Source organism: Streptomyces sp. P17, assembly GCF_032436805.1.
GTDB lineage: Bacteria > Actinomycetota > Actinomycetes > Streptomycetales > Streptomycetaceae > Streptomyces.
The window spans coordinates 10,242-29,681 of record NZ_JAVRBF010000031.1 but is presented as its reverse complement, the minus strand read 5'-3'; the positions used below and the strand labels follow the sequence as shown (position 1 = coordinate 29,681).

Annotated in this window: 13 protein-coding genes and 4 pseudogenes; 10 read left to right on the top strand and 7 right to left on the bottom strand. The window is 70.0% G+C overall.

Translation table 11 applies throughout. The annotated features are described in order from the left end of the window. Positions 1 to 32: 32 nt before the first annotated feature. Positions 33 to 326: a MerR family DNA-binding protein gene (locus RMT89_RS20900; protein ID WP_315885267.1), complete on the bottom strand. Its 294-nt coding sequence runs from the start codon at positions 324 to 326 to the stop codon at positions 33 to 35. Between the two features lie 110 nt (positions 327 to 436). Further along, positions 437 to 523, bottom strand: a pseudogene (locus RMT89_RS46005) (MerR family transcriptional regulator); the annotation flags it as partial. 109 nt (positions 524 to 632) lie between these two features. On the opposite strand from RMT89_RS46005, the gene RMT89_RS20895 reads away from it, so the two are divergent. Next, positions 633 to 1,484 (top strand): methyltransferase domain-containing protein, encoded by an 852-nt coding sequence (locus RMT89_RS20895; RefSeq protein WP_315885266.1) that lies wholly within the window; start codon positions 633 to 635, stop codon positions 1,482 to 1,484. Positions 1,485 to 1,647: 163 nt separating this feature from the next. Further along, entirely contained in the window at positions 1,648 to 2,802 is a 1,155-nt protein-coding gene (locus RMT89_RS20890; RefSeq protein WP_315885265.1) for an MFS transporter, read from the top strand. A gap of 56 nt (positions 2,803 to 2,858) precedes the next feature. On the opposite strand, the pseudogene RMT89_RS20885 reads toward RMT89_RS20890, so the two are convergent. Further along, positions 2,859 to 3,428, bottom strand: a pseudogene (locus RMT89_RS20885) (substrate-binding domain-containing protein); the annotation flags it as partial. A 4-nt stretch (positions 3,429 to 3,432) separates the two neighbouring features. On the opposite strand from RMT89_RS20885, the pseudogene RMT89_RS20880 reads away from it, so the two are divergent. Further along, positions 3,433 to 3,650: pseudogene (locus RMT89_RS20880) on the top strand (sugar phosphate isomerase/epimerase); the annotation flags it as partial. A gap of 3 nt (positions 3,651 to 3,653) precedes the next feature. On the opposite strand, the gene RMT89_RS20875 reads toward RMT89_RS20880, so the two are convergent. Further along, a complete protein-coding gene (locus tag RMT89_RS20875) occupies positions 3,654 to 4,220 on the bottom strand; it encodes a DM13 domain-containing protein (RefSeq protein WP_315885264.1) in 567 nt (188 codons plus the stop codon). 138 nt (positions 4,221 to 4,358) lie between these two features. On the opposite strand from RMT89_RS20875, the gene RMT89_RS20870 reads away from it, so the two are divergent. Beyond that, a complete protein-coding gene (locus RMT89_RS20870) occupies positions 4,359 to 5,093 on the top strand; it encodes a maleylpyruvate isomerase family mycothiol-dependent enzyme (RefSeq protein WP_315885263.1) in 735 nt (244 codons plus the stop codon). 19 nt (positions 5,094 to 5,112) lie between these two features. Here the strand turns inward: RMT89_RS20870 and RMT89_RS20865 are convergent, their stop codons facing one another. Beyond that, positions 5,113 to 5,490 (bottom strand): MarR family transcriptional regulator, encoded by a 378-nt coding sequence (locus RMT89_RS20865; protein ID WP_315885262.1) that lies wholly within the window; start codon positions 5,488 to 5,490, stop codon positions 5,113 to 5,115. 86 nt (positions 5,491 to 5,576) lie between these two features. On the opposite strand from RMT89_RS20865, the gene RMT89_RS20860 reads away from it, so the two are divergent. Continuing rightward, entirely contained in the window at positions 5,577 to 7,061 is a 1,485-nt protein-coding gene (locus tag RMT89_RS20860) for an MFS transporter (protein WP_315885261.1), read from the top strand. A 74-nt stretch (positions 7,062 to 7,135) separates the two neighbouring features. Next, positions 7,136 to 7,420, top strand: a complete 285-nt coding sequence (locus RMT89_RS20855; RefSeq protein WP_315885260.1) for a DUF6332 family protein — start codon at positions 7,136 to 7,138, stop codon at positions 7,418 to 7,420. Here the strand turns inward: RMT89_RS20855 and RMT89_RS20850 are convergent. Together RMT89_RS20850 and RMT89_RS20845 are read right to left on the bottom strand one after the other, a co-directional pair. Then, positions 7,381 to 8,046: a response regulator transcription factor gene (locus RMT89_RS20850; protein WP_315885259.1), complete on the bottom strand. Its 666-nt coding sequence runs from the start codon at positions 8,044 to 8,046 to the stop codon at positions 7,381 to 7,383. The genes RMT89_RS20855 and RMT89_RS20850 overlap by 40 nt on opposite strands. Further along, positions 8,043 to 8,246: pseudogene (locus RMT89_RS20845) on the bottom strand (sensor histidine kinase); the annotation flags it as partial. The gene RMT89_RS20850 and the pseudogene RMT89_RS20845, both read right to left, overlap by 4 nt. Before the next feature lie 242 nt (positions 8,247 to 8,488). On the opposite strand from RMT89_RS20845, the gene RMT89_RS20840 reads away from it, so the two are divergent. From RMT89_RS20840 to RMT89_RS20825, 4 genes are all read left to right on the top strand, one after another. Beyond that, complete coding sequence (locus RMT89_RS20840; protein ID WP_315885258.1) at positions 8,489 to 8,872, top strand: hypothetical protein; 384 nt, start codon at positions 8,489 to 8,491, stop codon at positions 8,870 to 8,872. A gap of 138 nt (positions 8,873 to 9,010) precedes the next feature. Continuing rightward, the gene (locus RMT89_RS20835) at positions 9,011 to 12,031 is read left to right on the top strand and encodes a Tn3 family transposase (RefSeq protein WP_315885257.1); all 3,021 of its coding nucleotides are present in this window, start codon (positions 9,011 to 9,013) and stop codon (positions 12,029 to 12,031) included. 509 nt (positions 12,032 to 12,540) lie between these two features. Continuing rightward, positions 12,541 to 18,843: a DNRLRE domain-containing protein gene (locus RMT89_RS20830; RefSeq protein WP_315885256.1), complete on the top strand. Its 6,303-nt coding sequence runs from the start codon at positions 12,541 to 12,543 to the stop codon at positions 18,841 to 18,843. After that, positions 18,837 to 19,391 carry a hypothetical protein gene (locus tag RMT89_RS20825; RefSeq protein WP_315885255.1) on the top strand — a complete coding sequence of 185 codons (555 nt, stop codon included), beginning with the start codon at positions 18,837 to 18,839 and terminating at the stop codon, positions 19,389 to 19,391. Before RMT89_RS20830 ends, RMT89_RS20825 begins: the two co-directional genes overlap by 7 nt. The last annotated feature ends 49 nt before the right edge of the window (positions 19,392 to 19,440 follow it).

Genomic DNA, 19,440 nt, shown 5'->3' with positions numbered 1-19,440 from the left:
GACCCGTCCGGCTCCAGTGGCGTCACAAGCCCTCACTCAACGTAATGGGCGTCCACGTCGTGCCCGGAGCCCGCCTCCTCGGCGGGGCGACCGCGCCGGACGCCGCGGCCTTGAGCAGGCGGCGGAAGGTGGGGTATTCGAGGTGTCTCGGGGGCGGGGCAGGCGGCGGCGTGCCGGAGGGAGTCGCGCCGGACGCCCAGTTCGCGGATTCGCCGCTCCAACTCGTCCGCCTTGGAGGCGAGCATCCGGCGGTCGATGCGCGGCTGTCCGTCCGGCGCGAACATGTGCGCGATCTCGTCGAGGGAGAAGCCGGCGGTACGCCCCACCGCGAGCAGCGCGAGGCGTTCCAGTACGGCGGGATCGTACGGCGGCGCAGACCCCGCCTGCCGGTCGAAGCGTCAGCCCTTTGTCCTCGTAGAACCGCAGGGTCGAGGCGTCAGCCCTTTGTCCTCGTAGAACCGCAGGGTCGAAGCGTCAGCCCTTTGTCCTCGTAGAACCGCAGGGTCGAGGCGGGAACGCCCGCGCGTCAGGCCACCTCTGCGATGTCCGGGTCCGTCATCCTCTTGACCTCAAGTCGACTTGAAGCAGCACGCTGTCATGCCCGCTGCCGACGGCAAGCACAGGAGACGATCATGGACATCAAGCACCTGACCGACGAGGACCAGGCGGCTCGCTGGAAGCGTGCCGGCCACGCCTGGGCCGAGGCACAGGAGTTGCTGGACGGAATGCTCAGGCCGCTGGAGGAACTGCTCGTCGAGGGGGTGTCCGCCGAGCGCGCGGACCATGTGCTCGACGTCGGCTGCGGCACCGGCGGCACCACGCTGGCCGTCGCACGGCGGCTCGGTCCGACCGGTCGTGCCGTCGGCATCGACATCTCCGAGCCGATGATCACCGCCGCCCGGGAACGTGCGGCGCGGGAGGGCTCGTCGGCGTCCTTCATCCTGGCCGACGCGGAGCAGCACGCGTTCGAGCCCGCCGCATTCGACGCCGTCATCTCGCGTCTGGGCGTCATGTTCTTCAGCGACCCCGTCCGCGCCTTCGCCAATCTTCGGCGGGCCGCCAAGGACGAGGCCCCGCTGCGGTTCGTCGCCTGGCGCGGCGCCGCGGAGAATCCGTTCATGACGACGGCCGAACGCGCCGCGGCACCCCTTGTGCCGGACCTCCCGGCCCGACGGCCGGACGGGCCGGGCCAGTTCGCCTTCGCGGACCCGGACAGGATCCGCGGCGTCCTGACCGAGAGCGGCTGGGCAGAGATCGGCATCCGGCCGGTCGAACTGTCCTGCGCCCTGCCCGCGAGTGAGCTGGTGGGCTACTTCACCCGGTTCGGTCCACTCGGCCTGGTCCTCCCCGAGGTGGACGAACAGATCCGGCCTCGCGTCATCGAGACGGTCCGCACCGCCTTCGACCCGTATATGCAGGGCACCGAAGTCCGCTTCACCGCGGCCTGTTGGACGGTCGACGCCCGGGCGTCGACGGCGCCGTAGCCACGGACGACACGGCGAGCCCGGCCACGCTGTGAGCCGGGCCGGCCGCGCGCCGGGACCGGCACGGCATGCCGGGCGCCGTCGGGCGGCCCTTGCTCCCACCCCGCATCCGACCTAGCCTGATTTTGTGCCGCCAATAAACAAAACCCGACCGCACCACGTCGTGCCGGGCAACGCCCTCACCCGACTCCGGATCATCCTCACCCTCTTCTTCGCCCTCGACGGCTTCATCTTCGCCGGCTGGGTCGTCCGCATCCCCGCCATCAAGGAGCAGGTCAACGCCTCCGCCGGCGCCCTCGGACTCGCCCTCCTCGGCGTCTCCGCGGGGGCGGTCGTCACCATGACGCTCACCGGCCGTCTCTGCCGCCGCTACGGCAACCACCAGGTGACCGTCGTCTGCGCGGTCCTGCTCTCCCTCAGCGTCGCCCTGCCGCCGCTCACCCACTCCGTCCCCGCCCTCACCGCCGTGCTCCTGCTGTTCGGCGCCGCGTACGGCGGCATCAACGTGGCCTTCAACAGCGCCGCCGTCGACCTCGTCACCGCGCTCCGGCGGCCGATCATGCCCAGCTTCCACGCGGCGTTCAGCCTGGGCGGAATGGCGGGCGCGGGCCTCGGTGGACTGGTCGCCGGAAGCCTCTCCCCCACGCGGCATCTGTTCGGCCTCACCGTCGTCGGACTCCTGGTGACCTTCTTCGCGGGGCGGGCGCTCCTGCGGACCGAACTGCCGCAGGTGGCGCGACCCCGTGAAGCGAGCCCACGGCGCCTGGACCGCCGTACCCGTGGACTCGTCACCGTCTTCGGACTGATCGCCCTGTGCACGGCGTACGGCGAGGGCGCCATGGCCGACTGGGGCGCCCTGCACCTCGAACAGGACCTGGACGCCTCACCTGGCCTCGCGGCGGCGGGCTACTCCTGCTTCGCGCTCGCCATGACAGTCGGCCGGCTGACGGGCTCGACACTGCTCCAGCGGCTCGGTCGCACCCGTACCGTCGTGGTCGGTGGCGCCACCGCAGCCGCCGGCATGCTCCTCGGCTCCCTCTCCCCCTCCGTGTGGGCGACGCTCGTTGGCTTCGCCATCACCGGACTCGGCCTCGCCAACCTGTTCCCGGTCGCCATCGAGCGCGCCGGAGCGCTCGCCGGACCGAGCGGCGTCGCGACCGCCTCCACCCTCGGCTACGGCGGCATGCTCCTCGGGCCCCCGGCGATCGGCTTCATGGCGGAGTGGTCCTCCCTGCCCACGGCCCTGACCAGCGTCGCCGTCCTGGCAGCCGTCGCGGCAGCCATCGGGTTCACGACCCGGAACGCGGCGACCGGCTGACGCCCTGCACGTACGGCGGCACTCAGGCCGTCCCCTCCGGCGGCCGCCCGCTCGTTCGGTTCCAGCACCGCCGCACGAGGAACGGCATCCGGGTCGCCCAGGGCGTCCTGCCGGACCGTGGTGAGGCCGACCGGCATCGGGTGGGAGAGGTGGCTGTCGTCGTAGCCGACGACGGACAGGTCGCGGGGTGGCTCCACGCCTTCCCTGGTCAGTGCCATCAACAGGCCCCTCGCGCAACGGTCGTCGCCCGCCAGGACCGCCGTCGGCAGAGGACGGCCGCGCTCCCGTGCCGTGAGGAACAGGAGGACGGTCGCGATGCCGGACTGCTCGGTGTGGTCGCCGGGGAGGACCCGCAGTTCGTCCTCCAGGCCGTGGCGGCGCATCGCGGGCCGGTAGGCGCGGCGCCGCTCCGCCGAGCCGGGCCCGCCACCGCCGTCGATGCGCACGATGCGGCGGTGCCCCAACTCGACGAGGTCCATGGCTTGGCGGCTGCCCTTGCTCTCGGCGGTGCGGACGCTGTCGACGCGGGCGCCGGGCGCCCGCCGCCCGACCGCCACGACGGCGGTACGTCCGCCGAGGGCGTCGAGGTCCGCCGCCTCCGCGCCCGGACCGAGCAGGATCACTGCCGGCGCCCCGCACTCCTTCCACCTGTCGGGCCCGGATCCGACGGCGGACATCGCGGCGATGCCGCGCTACGCGGGCGACAAGCTCCGGCATGTGCACATCGCGGACACCTCCAACCACCGTGGCTCGTCCGGTGGCCACGGCCTGTGTTCGCGTGGGAGGAACGGGCCCCGGAGTCCTCCGCGTTCATGCTGGACCACATCCGAAAGGAGCTCGCCGCCTGAGGCTCAGGCCTGCGCCAGCTCCGCGGCTCCGAAGGAGACATCGAACCGGTCGCACCAGATGCTGACGCTGCTGTACTGCGTCAGGTCGAGGTCGGCCGGGACGACGTAGTTCTGGCTGCCCTTGTTGCCCTTGAGCTTGCCGAGGCTGACGTACCGCCCGTCGTCGAAGACGCGCCAGCCGGCGGTGTCCTTCTTCACGGGGGCGTCGGTCAGCCAGACGCGCAGGTCGGGGCCGTTGCTGGTGTCGAGGTTCTCCAGCCGGACGACATGGGATCCGTCGGCCAGCCGGACGAGCTTCACAGTGCCGGAGGTGTCGTGTTCCTGGCTGATCAGCTCGCCGCGGGCCAGGATCCGCGGACCGGCCGGCGCGGACGGATCCGCGGTCGCGGATGGCGCGGACGGATCCGCGGTCGCGGATGGCGCGGAGGTCCCCACCGCGACGGGCAGAGCCTCGTCCACCGTCTCGTCCTGCCACAGCTTCCACGGCTGGAACCAGTACAGCCCGAACCCGCCCCCGACCACGGCCACCACCAGCACCCCGACGATCAGCGACTTCCGTACCCGCCCCATGAGCTTCCCCCGATTCCTGAGAGTTCCTGTCGGCTCCCATTCCAACCGATCACCGAGGCGTACGGCATCCCTGAACCGATGACGAAACCCTTACGGCCACTACCCTTCGACCGCACTCCATCGGGCACACTCGGCCGCTTGGAGACTTCCGAGTTCATCCACGTCCTGGACCAGGAGGGCGAGCTGCTGGCCGAGGCGGCCGAGCGGGCCGGGACCGACGCCAAGGTGCCGACCTGCCCGGAGTGGCAGGTGCGCGATCTGCTGCGGCACACGGGGATGGTGCACCGCTGGGCGGCCGCGTTCGTCGCCGAGGGCCACACCGCCTTCCAGCCCCCCGCGAAGGCACCCGACCTCGACGGCACCGAGCTGACGGCCTGGTTCCGCGCCGGCCACCGCCACCTCGTCGACACCCTCACCGCCGCCCAACTCGACGTCCAGTGCTGGCACTTCCTGCCCGCGCCGTCCCCGCTCGCCTTCTGGGCCCGCAGGCAGGCGCACGAGACGACGATCCACCGCTTCGACGCGGAGGCGGCACGCGGTGGTACGCCGACCGTCACGGGCCCCGGTTTCGCGGCCGACGGCATCGACGAGCTGCTGCTGGGCTTCCACGCCCGTGCCAAGAGCCGGGTCCGCAGCGCCGAGCCGCGGGTCCTGCGGGTGCGGGCGGCCGACACGGACGACGCGGTGTGGACCGTACGACTGTCACAGGGCCCGCCGGCCGCCGTGCGGGGTGACACCGACCCGGCGGACTGCGAAGTGACCGGTCCCGTCGCTCAGTTGTACCTGTCGCTGTGGAACCGGGTGCCGTTCCCGGACGTGACCGGTGACACCTCGGTGGCCGCGCTGTGGCGGGAGACGTCCGCCGTGACCTAGAACCCACGCCGGACAGGGGTCAGTCGGCGAGCATCCTCGTCAGCACCGCGCGCTGCACCGGCAGCACCTCGCCGTGCAGCGCGCGCCCCTTCTCCGTGAGCGCGACCTTCACACCGCGCCGGTCCTCGGGGCACATATGGCGACCGACGAGGCCGTCCTTCTCCAGGCGCGCGACCAGCCGGGACAACGCGCTCTGGCTCAGATGGACATGCTCGGCGATCTCCTGCACGCGCTGCGCGCACTCGCCGACCGCGAGCACGTCCAGTACCTCGAAGTCACTGCCGCACAAGCCGTGTTGATGCAGCGCGCGGTCCAGTTCGCACTGTGTGCGGGCGTGCAGCGCCAGGATGTCCCGCCACTGGTCCACGAGCGCCTGCTCGGCCTTCTTCGCCGCCATGGCCGCACCGTAGCAGAGAAACGACTTTGTTGCATCGGAATTAAATGCATTTGCATTCGATGTATGCGCATGTAGTGTCTGCGTGCATGACCTCTCCGCTCTCCACCCCCACGTCCGACGGACGTTGGACCCCACGGCTGTGGGGCACCCTCCTGGTGCTCTGCGCCGCGATGTTCCTCGACGCCCTGGACGTCTCGATGGTCGGCGTCGCCCTGCCGTCCATCGGCGCCGACCTGGGCCTTTCCACCTCGACGCTGCAATGGATCGTCAGCGGCTACATCCTCGGCTACGGCGGCCTGCTGCTCCTCGGCGGACGCACCGCCGACCTGCTGGGCCGGCGTCAGGTCTTCCTGGTGGCCCTCGGGGTCTTCGCACTCGCCTCCCTGCTCGGCGGGCTCGTCGACTCCGGCCCGCTGCTGATCGCCAGCCGCTTCATCAAGGGCCTGAGCGCGGCCTTCACCGCGCCGGCCGGCCTGTCGATCATCACCACGACCTTCCCCGAGGGCCCGCTGCGCAACAGGGCCCTGGCCATCTACACCACCTGCGCGGCCACCGGCTTCTCCATGGGTCTGGTCCTGTCCGGACTGCTCACCGAGGCCAGTTGGCGGCTGACCATGCTGCTGCCCGCGCCGATCGCCCTGATCGCCCTGGTCGTGGGCCTGAAGATGCTCCCGCGCACCCCGCGCGAGAAGGACCACAACGGCTACGACATCCCCGGCGCCGTGCTCGGCACCGCCTCGATGCTGCTGCTGGTGTTCACGGTCGTCCAGGCACCCGAAGTCGGCTGGGCCTCCGCGCGGACGCTGTTGTCCTTCCTCGCCGTGGCCGTCCTGCTGACCGCCTTCGTCATCGTCGAGCGGCGTTCGCCCGGACCGCTGATCCGGCTCGGCGTCCTGCGCTCGGGCAACCAGATCCGTGCCCAGCTCGGCGCCGTCGCCTTCTTCGGCTCGTACGTCGGCTTCCAGTTCCTGACCACGCTCTACATGCAGTCGCTGCTCGGCTGGTCCGCGCTGCACACGGCGCTCGCCTTCCTGCCCGCGGGCGCGCTGGTGGCGCTCTCCTCGACGAAGGTCGGCTCGATCGTCGACCGTTTCGGCACCCAGCGGCTGATCGCGGTGGGCTTCGCGCTCATGGTCGTCGGCTACGCCCTGTTCCTCCAGGTCGACCTCGACCCCGTGTACGCGGCGACCATCCTGCCGTCGATGCTGCTGATCGGCGCGGCCTGCGCACTGGTCTTCCCCTCGCTCAACATCCAGGCCACCAACGGCGTCGACGACCACGAGCAGGGCATGGTCTCCGGTCTGCTGAACACCTCGGTGCAGGTGGGCGGCGCGATCTTCCTCGCCGTGGTGACCGCGGTGGTGACCGCCGGCGCGCCCGACAGCCCCACCCCGCAGGGCGTCCTCGACAGCTACCGTCCCGGCTTCGTGGTGGTGGCCCTCGTCGCCCTCGCGGGCCTGCTGATCACCCTCACGGGCCTGCGCGGAACCCGCCCGGCCCGGCAGTCCGTCGTGGTCGCCAAGTCCACCGTGCGGGAGGCGGAGGCGGACCGGGTTCCGGTCCGCGACTAGGGGGATCGCCTCCACCTCGTGTGCCCGGCCGGGATCGCTTGCCCGGCCGGGCACACGCCTGTTTCACTCCGTACATGAGTCTTCACGGGGGTCGGCGCACCAAGGCCGAGCAGGACGCGTTCGTCGTCGAGGTGGGGTACGCGCTGTTCAGCGCACTGTTGGCGGCGGGGGTGGTCTTCGGGGCCGTCGTCGGTCCGGCGCTGCTGTTCGATCTGCCGGGGGCCGTGGATTCGCTGCTGTGGCAGGCGGGGAAGTGGCTCGCCGTGGTGCTGTTCGCCGTCCGTGTGATCAGTGTGCTGGTGCGTTTCCGACGGGCGGCTCAGCCCAGCCAGCCCGGCCGCACCAACCCCGACTCGTAGGCGAGGACGACCAGTTGGGCCCGGTCGCGGGCGCCCAGCTTCACCATGGTGCGGCTGACGTGGGTCTTGGCGGTGAGGGGGCTGACCACCAGCCGGCGGGCGATCTCCTCGTTGGACAGGCCGATCCCGACCAGGGCCATCACCTGCCGTTCCCGCTCGGTGAGTCCGGCGAGGGCGTCGGCCGCCGCGGGCTCCTTGGAACGGGCGGCGAACTCGGCGATCAGCCGTCGGGTCACCCCCGGTGAGAGCAGCGCGTCCCCGCCGACCACCGCCCGTACGGCGCGCAGGAGTTCATCCGGTTCGGTGTCCTTGACCAGAAAGCCGGAGGCCCCGGAGCGGATCGCCTCGAAGACGTACTCGTCGAGCTCGAAGGTGGTGAGCATGACCACCTTCACCTCCTTCAGCCGGTCGTCCTCGGTGATCCGCCGGGTCTCGGCCAGCCCGTCCAGCACCGGCATCCGGATGTCCATCAGCACGACATCGGGGGCGAGTTCACGCACCGCGCGCAGCGCCTCCTCGCCGTCGGCGGCCTCACCGGCCACCTCGATGTCCGGCTGCGCGTCGAGCGGCGCCCGGAAACCGGCCCGCACCAGTGACTGATCGTCGGCGAGCAGTACGCGGATCACCGGTCGTCCTCCTTCACGCCGAGCGGCAGTACAGCAAGCACCCGGAAGCCGCCGTCGGCGCGCGGGCCCGCCTCGATCGTGCCACCCATCGCGGCGGCCCGCTCCCGCATTCCGGCGAGTCCGTTGCCGCTGCCGCCCGCGTCGGCGCCGGTCGCGCGCCCGTCGTCGTCGACGCGGATCCGCAGCGCCCCGCCGTCGTGGGGGTTCCAGTAGTTCTCGCCGAAAAAACAACGCTAAGCGGATGGGGAGCCTCTGAGCTGGGGTGACGTTGATCGAGAGCCGTGCCGTGATCGTGGGGGATCTCGGGAAGGGTGCCCGGTGGGAGGGCGTGGGCCGGTAGCGTCGCGGCCATGCTGAGTGCCGATGAGCCGCCGCTGAACGACCTGAACGACGAGCAGATCCAAAAGCTCCTGGGCGAGATCGCCCGAAGGTGAAGGAGCTGATGGAGGGGGTCACCCTCGCGATCGACTACTACAAGGAGGGCGGCTACGACCGGGAGACGTGGAACCGGATCTGCGACGGGCTCGCGCACGAGGCGATGAACCTGATGATGGCCCTGTCCGCGCCGGCCCACCCGTACCTGGCCAGGGACTGTGAGCGGGCGGTACGGGAGGCCGCGGGCATCACGCCGTGGGAGGGCGGAATGCGCGAGGCGATCCAGCAGCAGGTCGCCAAGGGGCTGCTGATGTCCGTGCTCACCGTCGGCCGGCAGACCATGGTCGAGCCCGAGGAGTGGCCCGACGAGCTTCCGGCAGCGGTGCTCGGTGCGGTACGCGGCTCGAAGCGGATCAAGGCCGACCCGACCCTGGCGAACCTGCGCGACTAGAGATCACGCGGCGGGCGCCGCAGGGTAACGCAACCCCCGTACGGCCATGGGCGGTTCGGGGGGTTTCCTCTGCCTCGACCGTGCGGGCGGGTACCGGTGGTGCCCGTCTGTGCAGATCGGATGGGGCGGGAGGGGCCGATGGCCACGCGGGTGTTCTCGGATGAGGAGCTGGAGGGCTTACGGTCCTTCCCGGCGATCGGCAAGGACGAGCTGATTCGCTACTTCACCCTCACCCCGGCCGACACCGCGTTCCTCGGCAAGTTCCGCCGGGCCCAGAACGTGCTCGGCGCCGCGGTCCAGCTGTGCAGCCTGCCCTGGCTCGGCTTTGTGCCCGACGATGTCGCCGCCGCGCCGTCGGCGGCGGTGGGGCGTCTGGCCCGGCAGCTCGGGCTGGCTGTGGGTGACCTGGCGGGCTACGGGGAACGCGAGCAGACCCGTACGGATCATCTTCGGGAGATCGCCGAGTACCTGTCGTGGAAGCCGGCGAAGACGATCGAGTACAAGGAGCTGGACGAGTTCCTGCTCGCGCGGGCGATGGAGCATGATTCGCCGAGTCTGCTGTTCCGGCTGGGGTGCGAGTACCTGCGTTCGCAGAAGGTGATCCGGCCGGGTGTGGTGACGCTGCTGGAGAAGGTGGCCAGCGCCCGCCAGGCGGCCGAGCGGGAGACCCACGCCCGCGTGGCCCACCTGCTGAACGGCGAGCGGGCCCAGGGCCTGGACGGGCTGCTGGTGGTCGACCCGGTGTTGCGGTCCTCGCGGCTGCACTGGCTGGTGACCGGGCCGGTGCAGGCGTCGCCGACCAGCGTGGGCGGTGAGGTCGAGAAGCTGCGGTTCCTGCGGGGGCTGGGCGCGGACACGCTGGACTTGTCCGCGCTGCCCGCCGAGCGGCGCCGTTATCTGGCGCAGATCGGGCGCCGTCTGACGCCGCAGGCCCTGGAGCGGCGGGAGTCGAACCGGCGTCACCCCATCCTTTTGACGCTGCTGGCGCAGTCTGCGGTCGATGTCCTCGACTCGGTGGTGCAGCTGTTCGACCAGACGCTGTCGGGCTCGGAGTCACGTGCCCGGATCAAGCTGCGGGAGGCGCTCGCCGAGCGGGCCAAGCTGTCGGAGGACCGGCTCGCGCTGCTGGAGGAGATCCTGCCCGTGCTGGCCGACGCCGGTATCCCGGACGAGGCGGTCGGCACACTGCTGCGCGGGAAGATCGGCATGTCCCGACTGGTCGCCGCCAATGCCGGGGCGACCGTGCGGCTGCCGCGCGACCACGGGCACTTGCGGCTGCTGGAGGGCTCGTACACCTACATACGGCAGTTCGCGCCGAAGGTCCTCCAGACGGTGCGGTTCGCCGGCGGCACCGAGGCACAGGCGCTGCTGGAGGCGCTTGCGATCCTGCGGGAGCTGAACGCTACCGGCGCCCGCAATGTGCCCGAGGGGGCGCCGACGCTGTTCGTGCCTACCCGCTGGCAGGGCTACCTCGACGAGGCCGCGGCCAAGGGCGACGCGACCGCCTACCGGCACTACTGGGAGCTGTGCACGCTGCTGGCGCTGCGCGACGGGCTGCGCTCGGGGGACGTGTACGTGCCGGGCTCGCGCCGCTACGACAACCCGGCCGCCTACCTGTTCAAGCCCGCCCAGTGGGAGGACCACCGCGCGGAGTTCTGCCGCCTGGTCGGCAAGAGTCCGGACTTCTCCGAGGCCGTGGCGCTGGTGATGGACGAGCTGGATGACGCGCTCGGCGACCTGGAGGACACCCTCAAGACCGGCGACGGGCCGGTCCGGCTGAACGACGGCGGCGAGCTGGTGATCTCCCCGCTGACGGCGGAGGACATCCCGTCCGAGGCCGAGGAGCTGCACACGGAGCTGGAGCGGATGCTGCCGAACGTGCCGATCGCCTCGCTGCTGGTGGAGATGGACCGGCACACCGGGTTCCTGGACTGCTTCACCCATGCCGGCGGCAAGCAGGCACGCTCCCCGCAGTTGAAGAGGAACTTGATCGCCTGTCTGATCGGGCTCTCCACGAACCTCGGGCTGCACGGGATGGCCGCCTCGTGCGGCATCCCGTACGACGTGCTGGCGTGGACGGCGGAGTGGTACATCCGTGAGGAGACGCTGCGCGAGGCGAACATCTGCCTGGTCAACTACCATCACCAGCTGCCCATGACGGCGATGTTCGGCTCCGGCACGCTGTCCTCGTCGGACGGGCAGCGGTTCCCCACCCGCGGCAAGTCGATCACCGCGAGGCACCTGAACAAGTACTTCGTCTCCGAGGGCATCTCCACCTACACCCATGTGAGTGACCAGCACTCCACCTTCGGCACCAAGGTGATTGTCGCGACGCACCGCGAGGCCCACTACGTGCTGGACGAGATCCTGGGCAACGCCACCGACCTGCCGATCACGGAGCACGCCGCGGACACGCACGGCGTCACCCTGGTCAACTTCGGCCTCTTCGACCTGGTCGGCAAGCAGCTCTCGCCGCGCATCCGCGACCTGGGCAAGATCACCCTGTACCGGATGGGCGCGAAGGCCGACTACGAGGAACGCTTCCCGAAGGCGGGGCCGCTGCTGACGAAGAAGGCCAACCTCGACCTCGTTGCCGCCCACTGGGACGACCTGCTGCGGCTGGCGGGGTCGCTGAAGTACGGGCACGCTACCGCCTCCCTGATCGTCGGGAAGCCGTCGACCTCCTCCCGGCAGAACACGCTGGCCGCCGCGCTCAAGGAGTACGGGGCGATTCGGAGGACGATCTACGCGGCGAAGTACCTGTCAGATCCCTCCTACCGGCGCAAGATCGCCCGGCAGCTGAACAAGGGCGAGTCCATCCATTCCCTGCGCCGTCAGCTCCATTACGCCCGTGAGGGCAAGATCACCCGCCGCCAGCCCGAGCAGCAGAACGAGCAGGCGTGGTGCCTGACCGTCACGACCAACGCCGTCATCTGCTGGCACACGGAGTACATGGGCCTGGCCGTGGACGAACTGCGCGGCGCCGGCCGCGAGGTGGAGGCCGAGGTCCTCGCCCACATCTCCCCGGCCCGCAGCTCGGCGGTCAACTACTACGGTTCCATCACGGTCGACTACGAACACGAACTCGCCCAGCTCGACGAGAAGGGCCGCCGCCCGCTGCGGACCGTGGCCGCCGACGATGTGGCGGTCGGGCTGTAGGCGACGGTCGGCCGATGCCGCCCCACGGGGAAAAGGGCGGAGGCCGGGGCCGACGGTGGGCCCATACGGTCCGCGATGCGGGATTCCCGGGGGCGTCCCCCGACTGTGGCGTGACATGCAAGGCGGGGGTACGTAGCCAGTGAGTGAACTATTTGGTAACCGTCAACGCTCAGCCGTACAGAGTACGCAAGGTGACCCGCCGGGGCTTTTGTTGAATTCTTACCAATTGATCCACTTCTTCTTTCATTCCTTGGAAAAATCTTTAAGCGGGTCAGGGAACGCATCTGCCGCTTCCGGCGTTAGGCGACGCCGGATTTGAAGTGCACAAAACGTGCAATAGGGATGCCGTAAGAGGCCGGCCAGCGTAGCGACTTTTATGTACCTTGGCGATTCCTCGGGTTTAGCGTGACCCTCCCGTATAGCTGTCATGGGTGAGCTGCGCACCTCCCGTGAAGATCAGTCCGTTTCTGTTGGCTCCGCATCGCGGAGTGTCAGGGAGGGAGCTGATCATGCGTCACAGACCTGCGACTCGTGGCAGACCGAAGAAGAGACAGGCCCGGCGGCTGCGGCAGATAGCCATGAGTGTGGTGTTGGCGATGGCGGTGGAGACCGCGTTGGTTGCTGAAGACACCGGGATGGCGTTCGCCGCGGATACGGCCACCACGGCATCCGCGTCCACGCCGTCCGATTCATCCAAGGTGGCGGGTCCTGCGGAGGCGCAGGATGAGGCGTCGGCGGTGCTGATGGCCCGTCTGCAGAACCGCAAGATCGAGGTGCTGTCCGCCCGGACAACGGACTCCACCACGTACGCCCTCCCAAGCGGGGAACTGCAGACCGAGGCATACGCCGGGCCGATCCGGGTGAAGCGGGACGGGGCCTGGAAGGACATCGACACCTCGTTGTCCGACACCGGCGCCGACCTCACACCGGCAGCGGCGGCCGCGGACATCGCGGTCTCCGACGGCGGCGACACCGAGCTGGCGTCGGTGGCCAAGGGCCGGGAGTCCTTCGGGCTGGGCTGGCAGGACAAACTGCCCGCCCCGGCCGTGAAGGGCAGCACCGCCTCCTATGACCTGGGCGGCGGGCAGACGCTGTCGGTGACCGCGCTGGCGCAGGGCTTTTCGGAGAACATCGAGCTGACCCAGCGGCCCGACGGGGATGCGGTGACGTACCGGATTCCGCTGAACCTGGACGGGTTGAAATTGTCCCAGGCGGCTTCCGGGCACCTGCTGCTGAAGAACGCGGACGGGGATCTGGTGGCCGAGGCGCCGGCGCCGATGATGTGGGACGCCTCCAAGGACCCGGCCTCCGGTGAGTCGGCGAACCAGCAGCCGGTCACGACGAAGATCGAGACCGGGTCGGACGGCTCGCAGACGCTGGTGCTCACTCCGGATTCCGGCTTCCTGGCCACCGCCACGTATCCGGTGACGGTGGACCCGACCACCACCCTCGCGGTGACCACCGACACCTGGGTGCAGAGCCCTGACTATCCCGACTCGCAGATCTCCTCGCAGGAGCTGAAGTCGGGCACGTACGACGGCGGCACGGACACGGCGCGGTCGTATCTGAAGTTCGACGTGTCGAAGTTCAGCGGCAAGCACATCACGGCGGCGACCATGTCGCTGTACAACTACTACTCGGCGACCTGCTCCACCTCCGGGGCGGCCACCCAGGCCCGCCGCATCACCTCCTCCTGGTCCTCGTCGTCGATCACGTGGGGTGCGCAGCCGTCGACCACGACGACCGGGATGGCGAGCAACACCGGGCACTGGGGCTACTCCTCGTCCTGTCCGGCCGCCTGGTCGAACTGGAACCTGCAGTCGATCGTGCAGGCGTGGGCGGACGGCTCCACGAACTACGGTCTGCAGATCCGCAGCGCGGACGAGACCGACTCCACCACCTGGCGGCGCTTCCGCTCGGCGAACTACACCACCTCCGGGTACGCGCCGAAGCTGGTGGTGACCTACAACTCCTACGCCACCACCGCCTCGGCGGCGATCTCGCCGAAGTTCGCCAATCCCTACAACGGCAAGCTGTATGTGACGTCGCTGACGCCGACGCTGTCGGCGAAGGTGACGGACGCGGACGGCGGCAACGCCCAGGCCCAGTTCGAGATCACCGCCGACCCGGCGTACGCGGACACTACCTACTCGTACACCGCGTACGGTAAGACGGTGGCGTCCGGCTCCACCTCGACCCTGGCCGTCCCGTCCGCTTCCGCGTTCCCGGCGGGCAAGCACCTGCGCTTCCGGGTGCGGGGCTACGACGGCACCGACTACGGCGCCTGGTCGGGCTACACGGCGTTCGTGATGAACACCGGCCTGCCCGCCGCACCGAGCATCTCCTGTGACCCGTACAGCGAGAACACCTGGACGGCGAAGGCCGACGCGGGTGCGACCTGCACCCTGGACACGTCTTCCTCGGACGGTATGGGCTTTTACTGGGGTCTGGACGACTCCTCGGTGCCGGGCCGGGTGTACGACACCACCGACGGCACGGGCGGCGACCCGCTGACGATCACGATCAAGCCGGGTGAGGACTGGCACAAGCTGTACGCCAAGACCATCGACTCCGGCGGAAACCTTTCCTCGGCTGCCACCGCCTACGTCTTCGGTGTCGGTGACGGCGCGGGACTGCTCACCCCGGCCCAGGGCGACTCGGCGGCCCGCCGGGTCAGCCTGACCGCCACCGGCAAGACCACCTACACCGGCGTCACCTACCAGTACCGGCGCGGCGAGACCGACACCTGGAACAACGTGCCGGTCGCGGACGTCACCAAGTCCTCCGACGGCTCGACCGTCGCCTCCTGGCCGCTCACCGTGTCGAACGGCTCCCCGGCGGCGCTGACCTGGAACGTCACCTCTTCGCTTGCGGAGGACGGTCCGGTGGACATCCGGGCCGCCTTCACCGACGGCTCCACCACCGCCTACTCCCAGCCGCACACCATCACCGTCGACCGCAACGCCGGCACCGCCCCCAGCCAGGAGGTCGGCCCGGGTTCGGTGAACGCGCTGACGGGTGACTTCACCCTGTCGGCCACGGACGCCTCCGGTTTCGACCTGTCGGTGTCGCGCACCGCCTCCTCCCGCCGCCCGAGCGCGGGGGCGGACGCCGAGGGCCAGGCGGCGATCTTCGGCCCGCAGTGGACCTCCGGCACCACCGCGGAGATCACCGACTCCGACTGGGCGTATGTCCGCAAGACCTCCGCGACCTCTGTCGCCCTGGTGGACGCGGACGGTATGGAGACCGGGTTCACCGCCACCTCCTCGGGCGGCTGGAAGCCCGAGCCCGGCTCGGAGGACCTGACCCTGACCGGGTCGCTGACCGGCTCGTTCACGCTGAAGGACGACCAGGGCATCACCACCACGTTCGCGAAGGTGGACCCGGCGGCCACCACCTGGCAGCTGTCCAGTACGTATCTGCCCACCGACAACTCCACCGCCAAGGTGGTCTCGGAGAAGGTCACCTCCGGCAGCAGCACCCTGGCCCGCCCGAAGTACGTCATCGCCCCCACGTCGGCGGCGAGCAACTCGACGTGCGAGACGACGCCGTCCACGGCGGGCTGCCGGATGCTGGAGTTCGTCTACGCCACCTCCACCACCGCCACCAGCACGGCCTTCGGCGACTACAACGGCCAGGTCAAACAGATCAAACTGTGGGCCACCGACCCGGGCGCCGCAGCAGCCACCGCCCCAGTGGTCGCCCAGTACGCCTACGACACCGACGGCCGCCTGCGCGAGCAGTGGGACCCCCGGATCAGCCCCGCGCTGAAGACGACGTACGCCTACGACTCGGCCGGCCGGATCACCGCCCTGGCCCCGCCGGGCGAACTGCCGTGGACGTTCACCTACGGCAGGGCCGGCAGCGCGGCGACCGCGGGTGACGGCATGCTGCTCAAGGCGTCCCGGCCGAACCTGAAGGCCGGCAGCAAGGGTGAGACCGACGGTACGACGGCGACCACCAGCGTGGTCTACGACGTGCCGGTCACGGGCGGCAAGGCCCCCTACGCCATGGGCGCCTCGGACGTCGCGGCGTGGGGCCAGAGCGACGTGCCCTCCGACGCGACCGCCGTGTTCCCGGCCGACTCGGTGCCGCTGTCCAACACCGGCTCGGATCTGGCCGCGAGCGACTACACGCGGGCGGCGATCACCTACACCGACGCCTCCGGCCGCGAGGTCAACACCGCCAGCCCGGGCGGGTACATCACCACCACCGAGTACGACCGCTTCGGCAACACGGTGCGGGAACTGACCGCCACCAACCGGGAGCTGGCGCTTGCGACCTCCGGGGACGGGCTGGCCGAGCAGGTGGCGCTCAGCATCGACCAGATGACGGCCGCGGACCGGGCGGAGCTGCTGTCGACCCGCTCGGTGTACTCCTCCGACGGGCTGCGCCAGACCGACGAGTACGGGCCGCTGCACCAGGTGACCCTGACCTCCACGCTGCAGGCCGGCACCGGCGGCACCGACCTGCCCGCCGGAACCCAGGTCGCCGCCCGCCAGCACACGGTGAACACCTACGACGAGGGCCGCCCCACCGACGGCACCGCCACCGTCGCCAACCAGGTCACCACCACCAAGGTGGGCGCCTACGTGGATGGCTACCCGACCGACGCGGATGTGCGCACCGGCAAGACCGAGTACGACTGGGTCAAGGGCCTGCCCACCGCCACCGTTACCGACCCCGGCGGGCTGGCGCTGAGGACCACGACGTCGTACGACGCCCAGGGCAGGGTGATCAAGACCACGCTGCCGAAGTCGTCCGGCTCGGACGCCGGGGCGACGGTGACCACGTACTACTCGGCCACCGGCAGCGGCGCCTGTAACGGCCGTCCGGAGTGGGCCGACATGGTGTGTTCCACCGGCCCGGCCGGTGCGATCACCGGCGGCGGTACCAACCCCGCCGAACTGCCCACCAAGACGGTTGAGTACGACCGGTGGGGCAACACCGCCAAGGTCACCGAGACGGCGAACTCCCTCACCCGCACCGTCACCAGCACCTACGACGCCGCGGGCCGGATCAAGACGACCTCCCTCAGCGGCGGGGTGGGCACCGCGGTGCCGGACACCAGCACCACCTACGACCCGGACAGCGGTGACGTGGCCACGCTCACCGCGGGCGGGCAGACCATCACCCGCACCTCCGACATGCTGGGGAGGGAGATCTCCTACAACGACGGCGCCGGCAACACCGCCACCACCAGCTATGACGCGCTCGGCCGGCCGGTAAAGACCACCGACTCCGCCCCGTCCACCACCACCTACACCTACGACACCACCAAGGACCCCCGCGGGGTGGAGACCTCCCGCACCGACTCCGTCGCCGGCACCTTCACCGCCACCTACGACGCCGACGGCGACCTGGCCACCCAGTCCCTGCCCGGCGGCTACACCCTCACCGTCACCCAGGACGAGACCGGCGCGGAAACCTCACGGGTCTACACCCGTGACAGCGACAACACCGTCGTCGCCTCCGACACGGTCGACGAGAGCGTCCAGGGCCAGGTCGTGGCCGACGCCAACACCGCCGGCCAGACCCGCGCCCGCACCTACACCTACGACGCGACCGGACGCCTCACCCGGGCCGACGACACGAACCCGGACGGCGCCTGCACCCGCCGCGACTACACCTTCGACAACAACACCAACCGCACCGCCTACGCCGTCGCCACCGGCGACGTCGGCGCGGCCTGCACCTCCACCGGCGCCACCACCGCGTCGTACTCCTACGACAGCGCCGACCGGCTGGTCACCTCCGGCACCGTCTTCGACGCCTTCGGCCGCACCACCGCCCAGGCGTCCGGCGCCACCATCGGTTACTACGCCAACGACCTGGTCCGCCAGCAGACCTCCGGCAGCAGCCGGCAGACCTGGAACCTGGACGCGGCGGGCCGCCTCGCCACCTGGACCACCGAGTCCAACAGCGGCGGTACCTGGGCCCAGACCGCATCCAAGACCGGCCACTACGGCTCCGACACCGACAGCCCCGACTGGATCCAGGAGACCAGCACCACCATCACCCGCAATGTCCAGGGCCCCGGCGGCGGCCTCGACGCCGTCACCAGCGCCACCGGCGACACCGTCCTGCAGCTGACCGACATCCACGGCGACGTCACCGTCCAACTCCCCCTGGACACCACCCAGGCACCGGTCGCCCTCGCCTACGACGAGTACGGCAACCCCGAAGGCGACGCCACCGCCACCCGCTACGGCTGGCTCGGCGGCAAACAACGCTCCAGCGAAACCGTCACCGGCGCCACCCTCATGGGCGTACGCCTCTACGACCCCACCACCGGACGCTTCCTGTCCGTCGACCCCGTCCCCGGCGGCAACGCCAACGCCTACGACTACGTCAACGGCGACCCCCTCAACCGCTACGACCTCGACGGCCGATGGGGCTGGTTCAAGCGCCGCCTCAGCCCAGGAGCAAGACTCGGCTGGCATTACCTCAATCGCGGCTACAACAGCTACAACCGCTGGAAGCATCGCCAACAGGCACGGATCGTCGGAGTAGGCACGGCCTATTTCGGGACCCGCTATCTCGGCTACCGATGCCGATACACGCACAGAATGCGTGTCTGCTCCGGGGGTATCGGTCTGCATTCCCGGAGCGGTACAACACTGGGCACCACCTTCTTCACCTCGATCAGGAATCCCAGTAGCAAACTCATGAGCCACGAGAAACGCCATAGAAGCCAGTGGAAGCGGTACGGCTTCCGGTTCGGGTACATGTACCTGAGGGCCGGAATCAACCCGTGCCGCAACAAGTGGGAGCGGCGCGCCAACTGGGGCGACGGGGGCTACCGGTGCTGACCGGCGCGCCCCGCAGTCCAGGGCCGCCCCGCAGTGCCGGGCTGTTCGTCGCCGGCGGCGTCGTGCTGGCTGCAGGCTTCGTCATGATCGGTGTGTGGGTGTACGGCGTCTACAGCATGTCCGCCCCGGACAAGCCCGTCGTGCTCGGCATGCGGATCGACGGCGGTCGGGTGTCGGTGAAGGGCCCCCTGTGTCCGAATGAGCAGGCAGACCGGGTCGAGGTCATCGACGCAACGACGGAAAAGCTGCTCTGGAAGGCAACTGGCCCCCGGACACCCACGGGAGTCCGGGGTGCGCTGACGCTGTGGAATGCGGCCGACTACCGGAGTGCAAGCGAGAGCCGGCAACCGGCCAAGCTCCCGGCGCTGCTGGACGTCTCTGTATCGGATGCCTCGGGCTCAGGTCCCGGAACGGTCTTTGATACGGCGGCGGTGGCTAAGGCCCAGTTGCCAGAGGGCATGTATTGGACCGCCTACGGCCCCAAGACCGCGGCGCAGATCGACGCCCAACTCCTTTGCAACGGGGAAACGCCCAGACCCAAGAGTTAGGTGACGCCTTTGGAAAGGGGATCCCTGACCGGCTGAACACGGAGGGTGC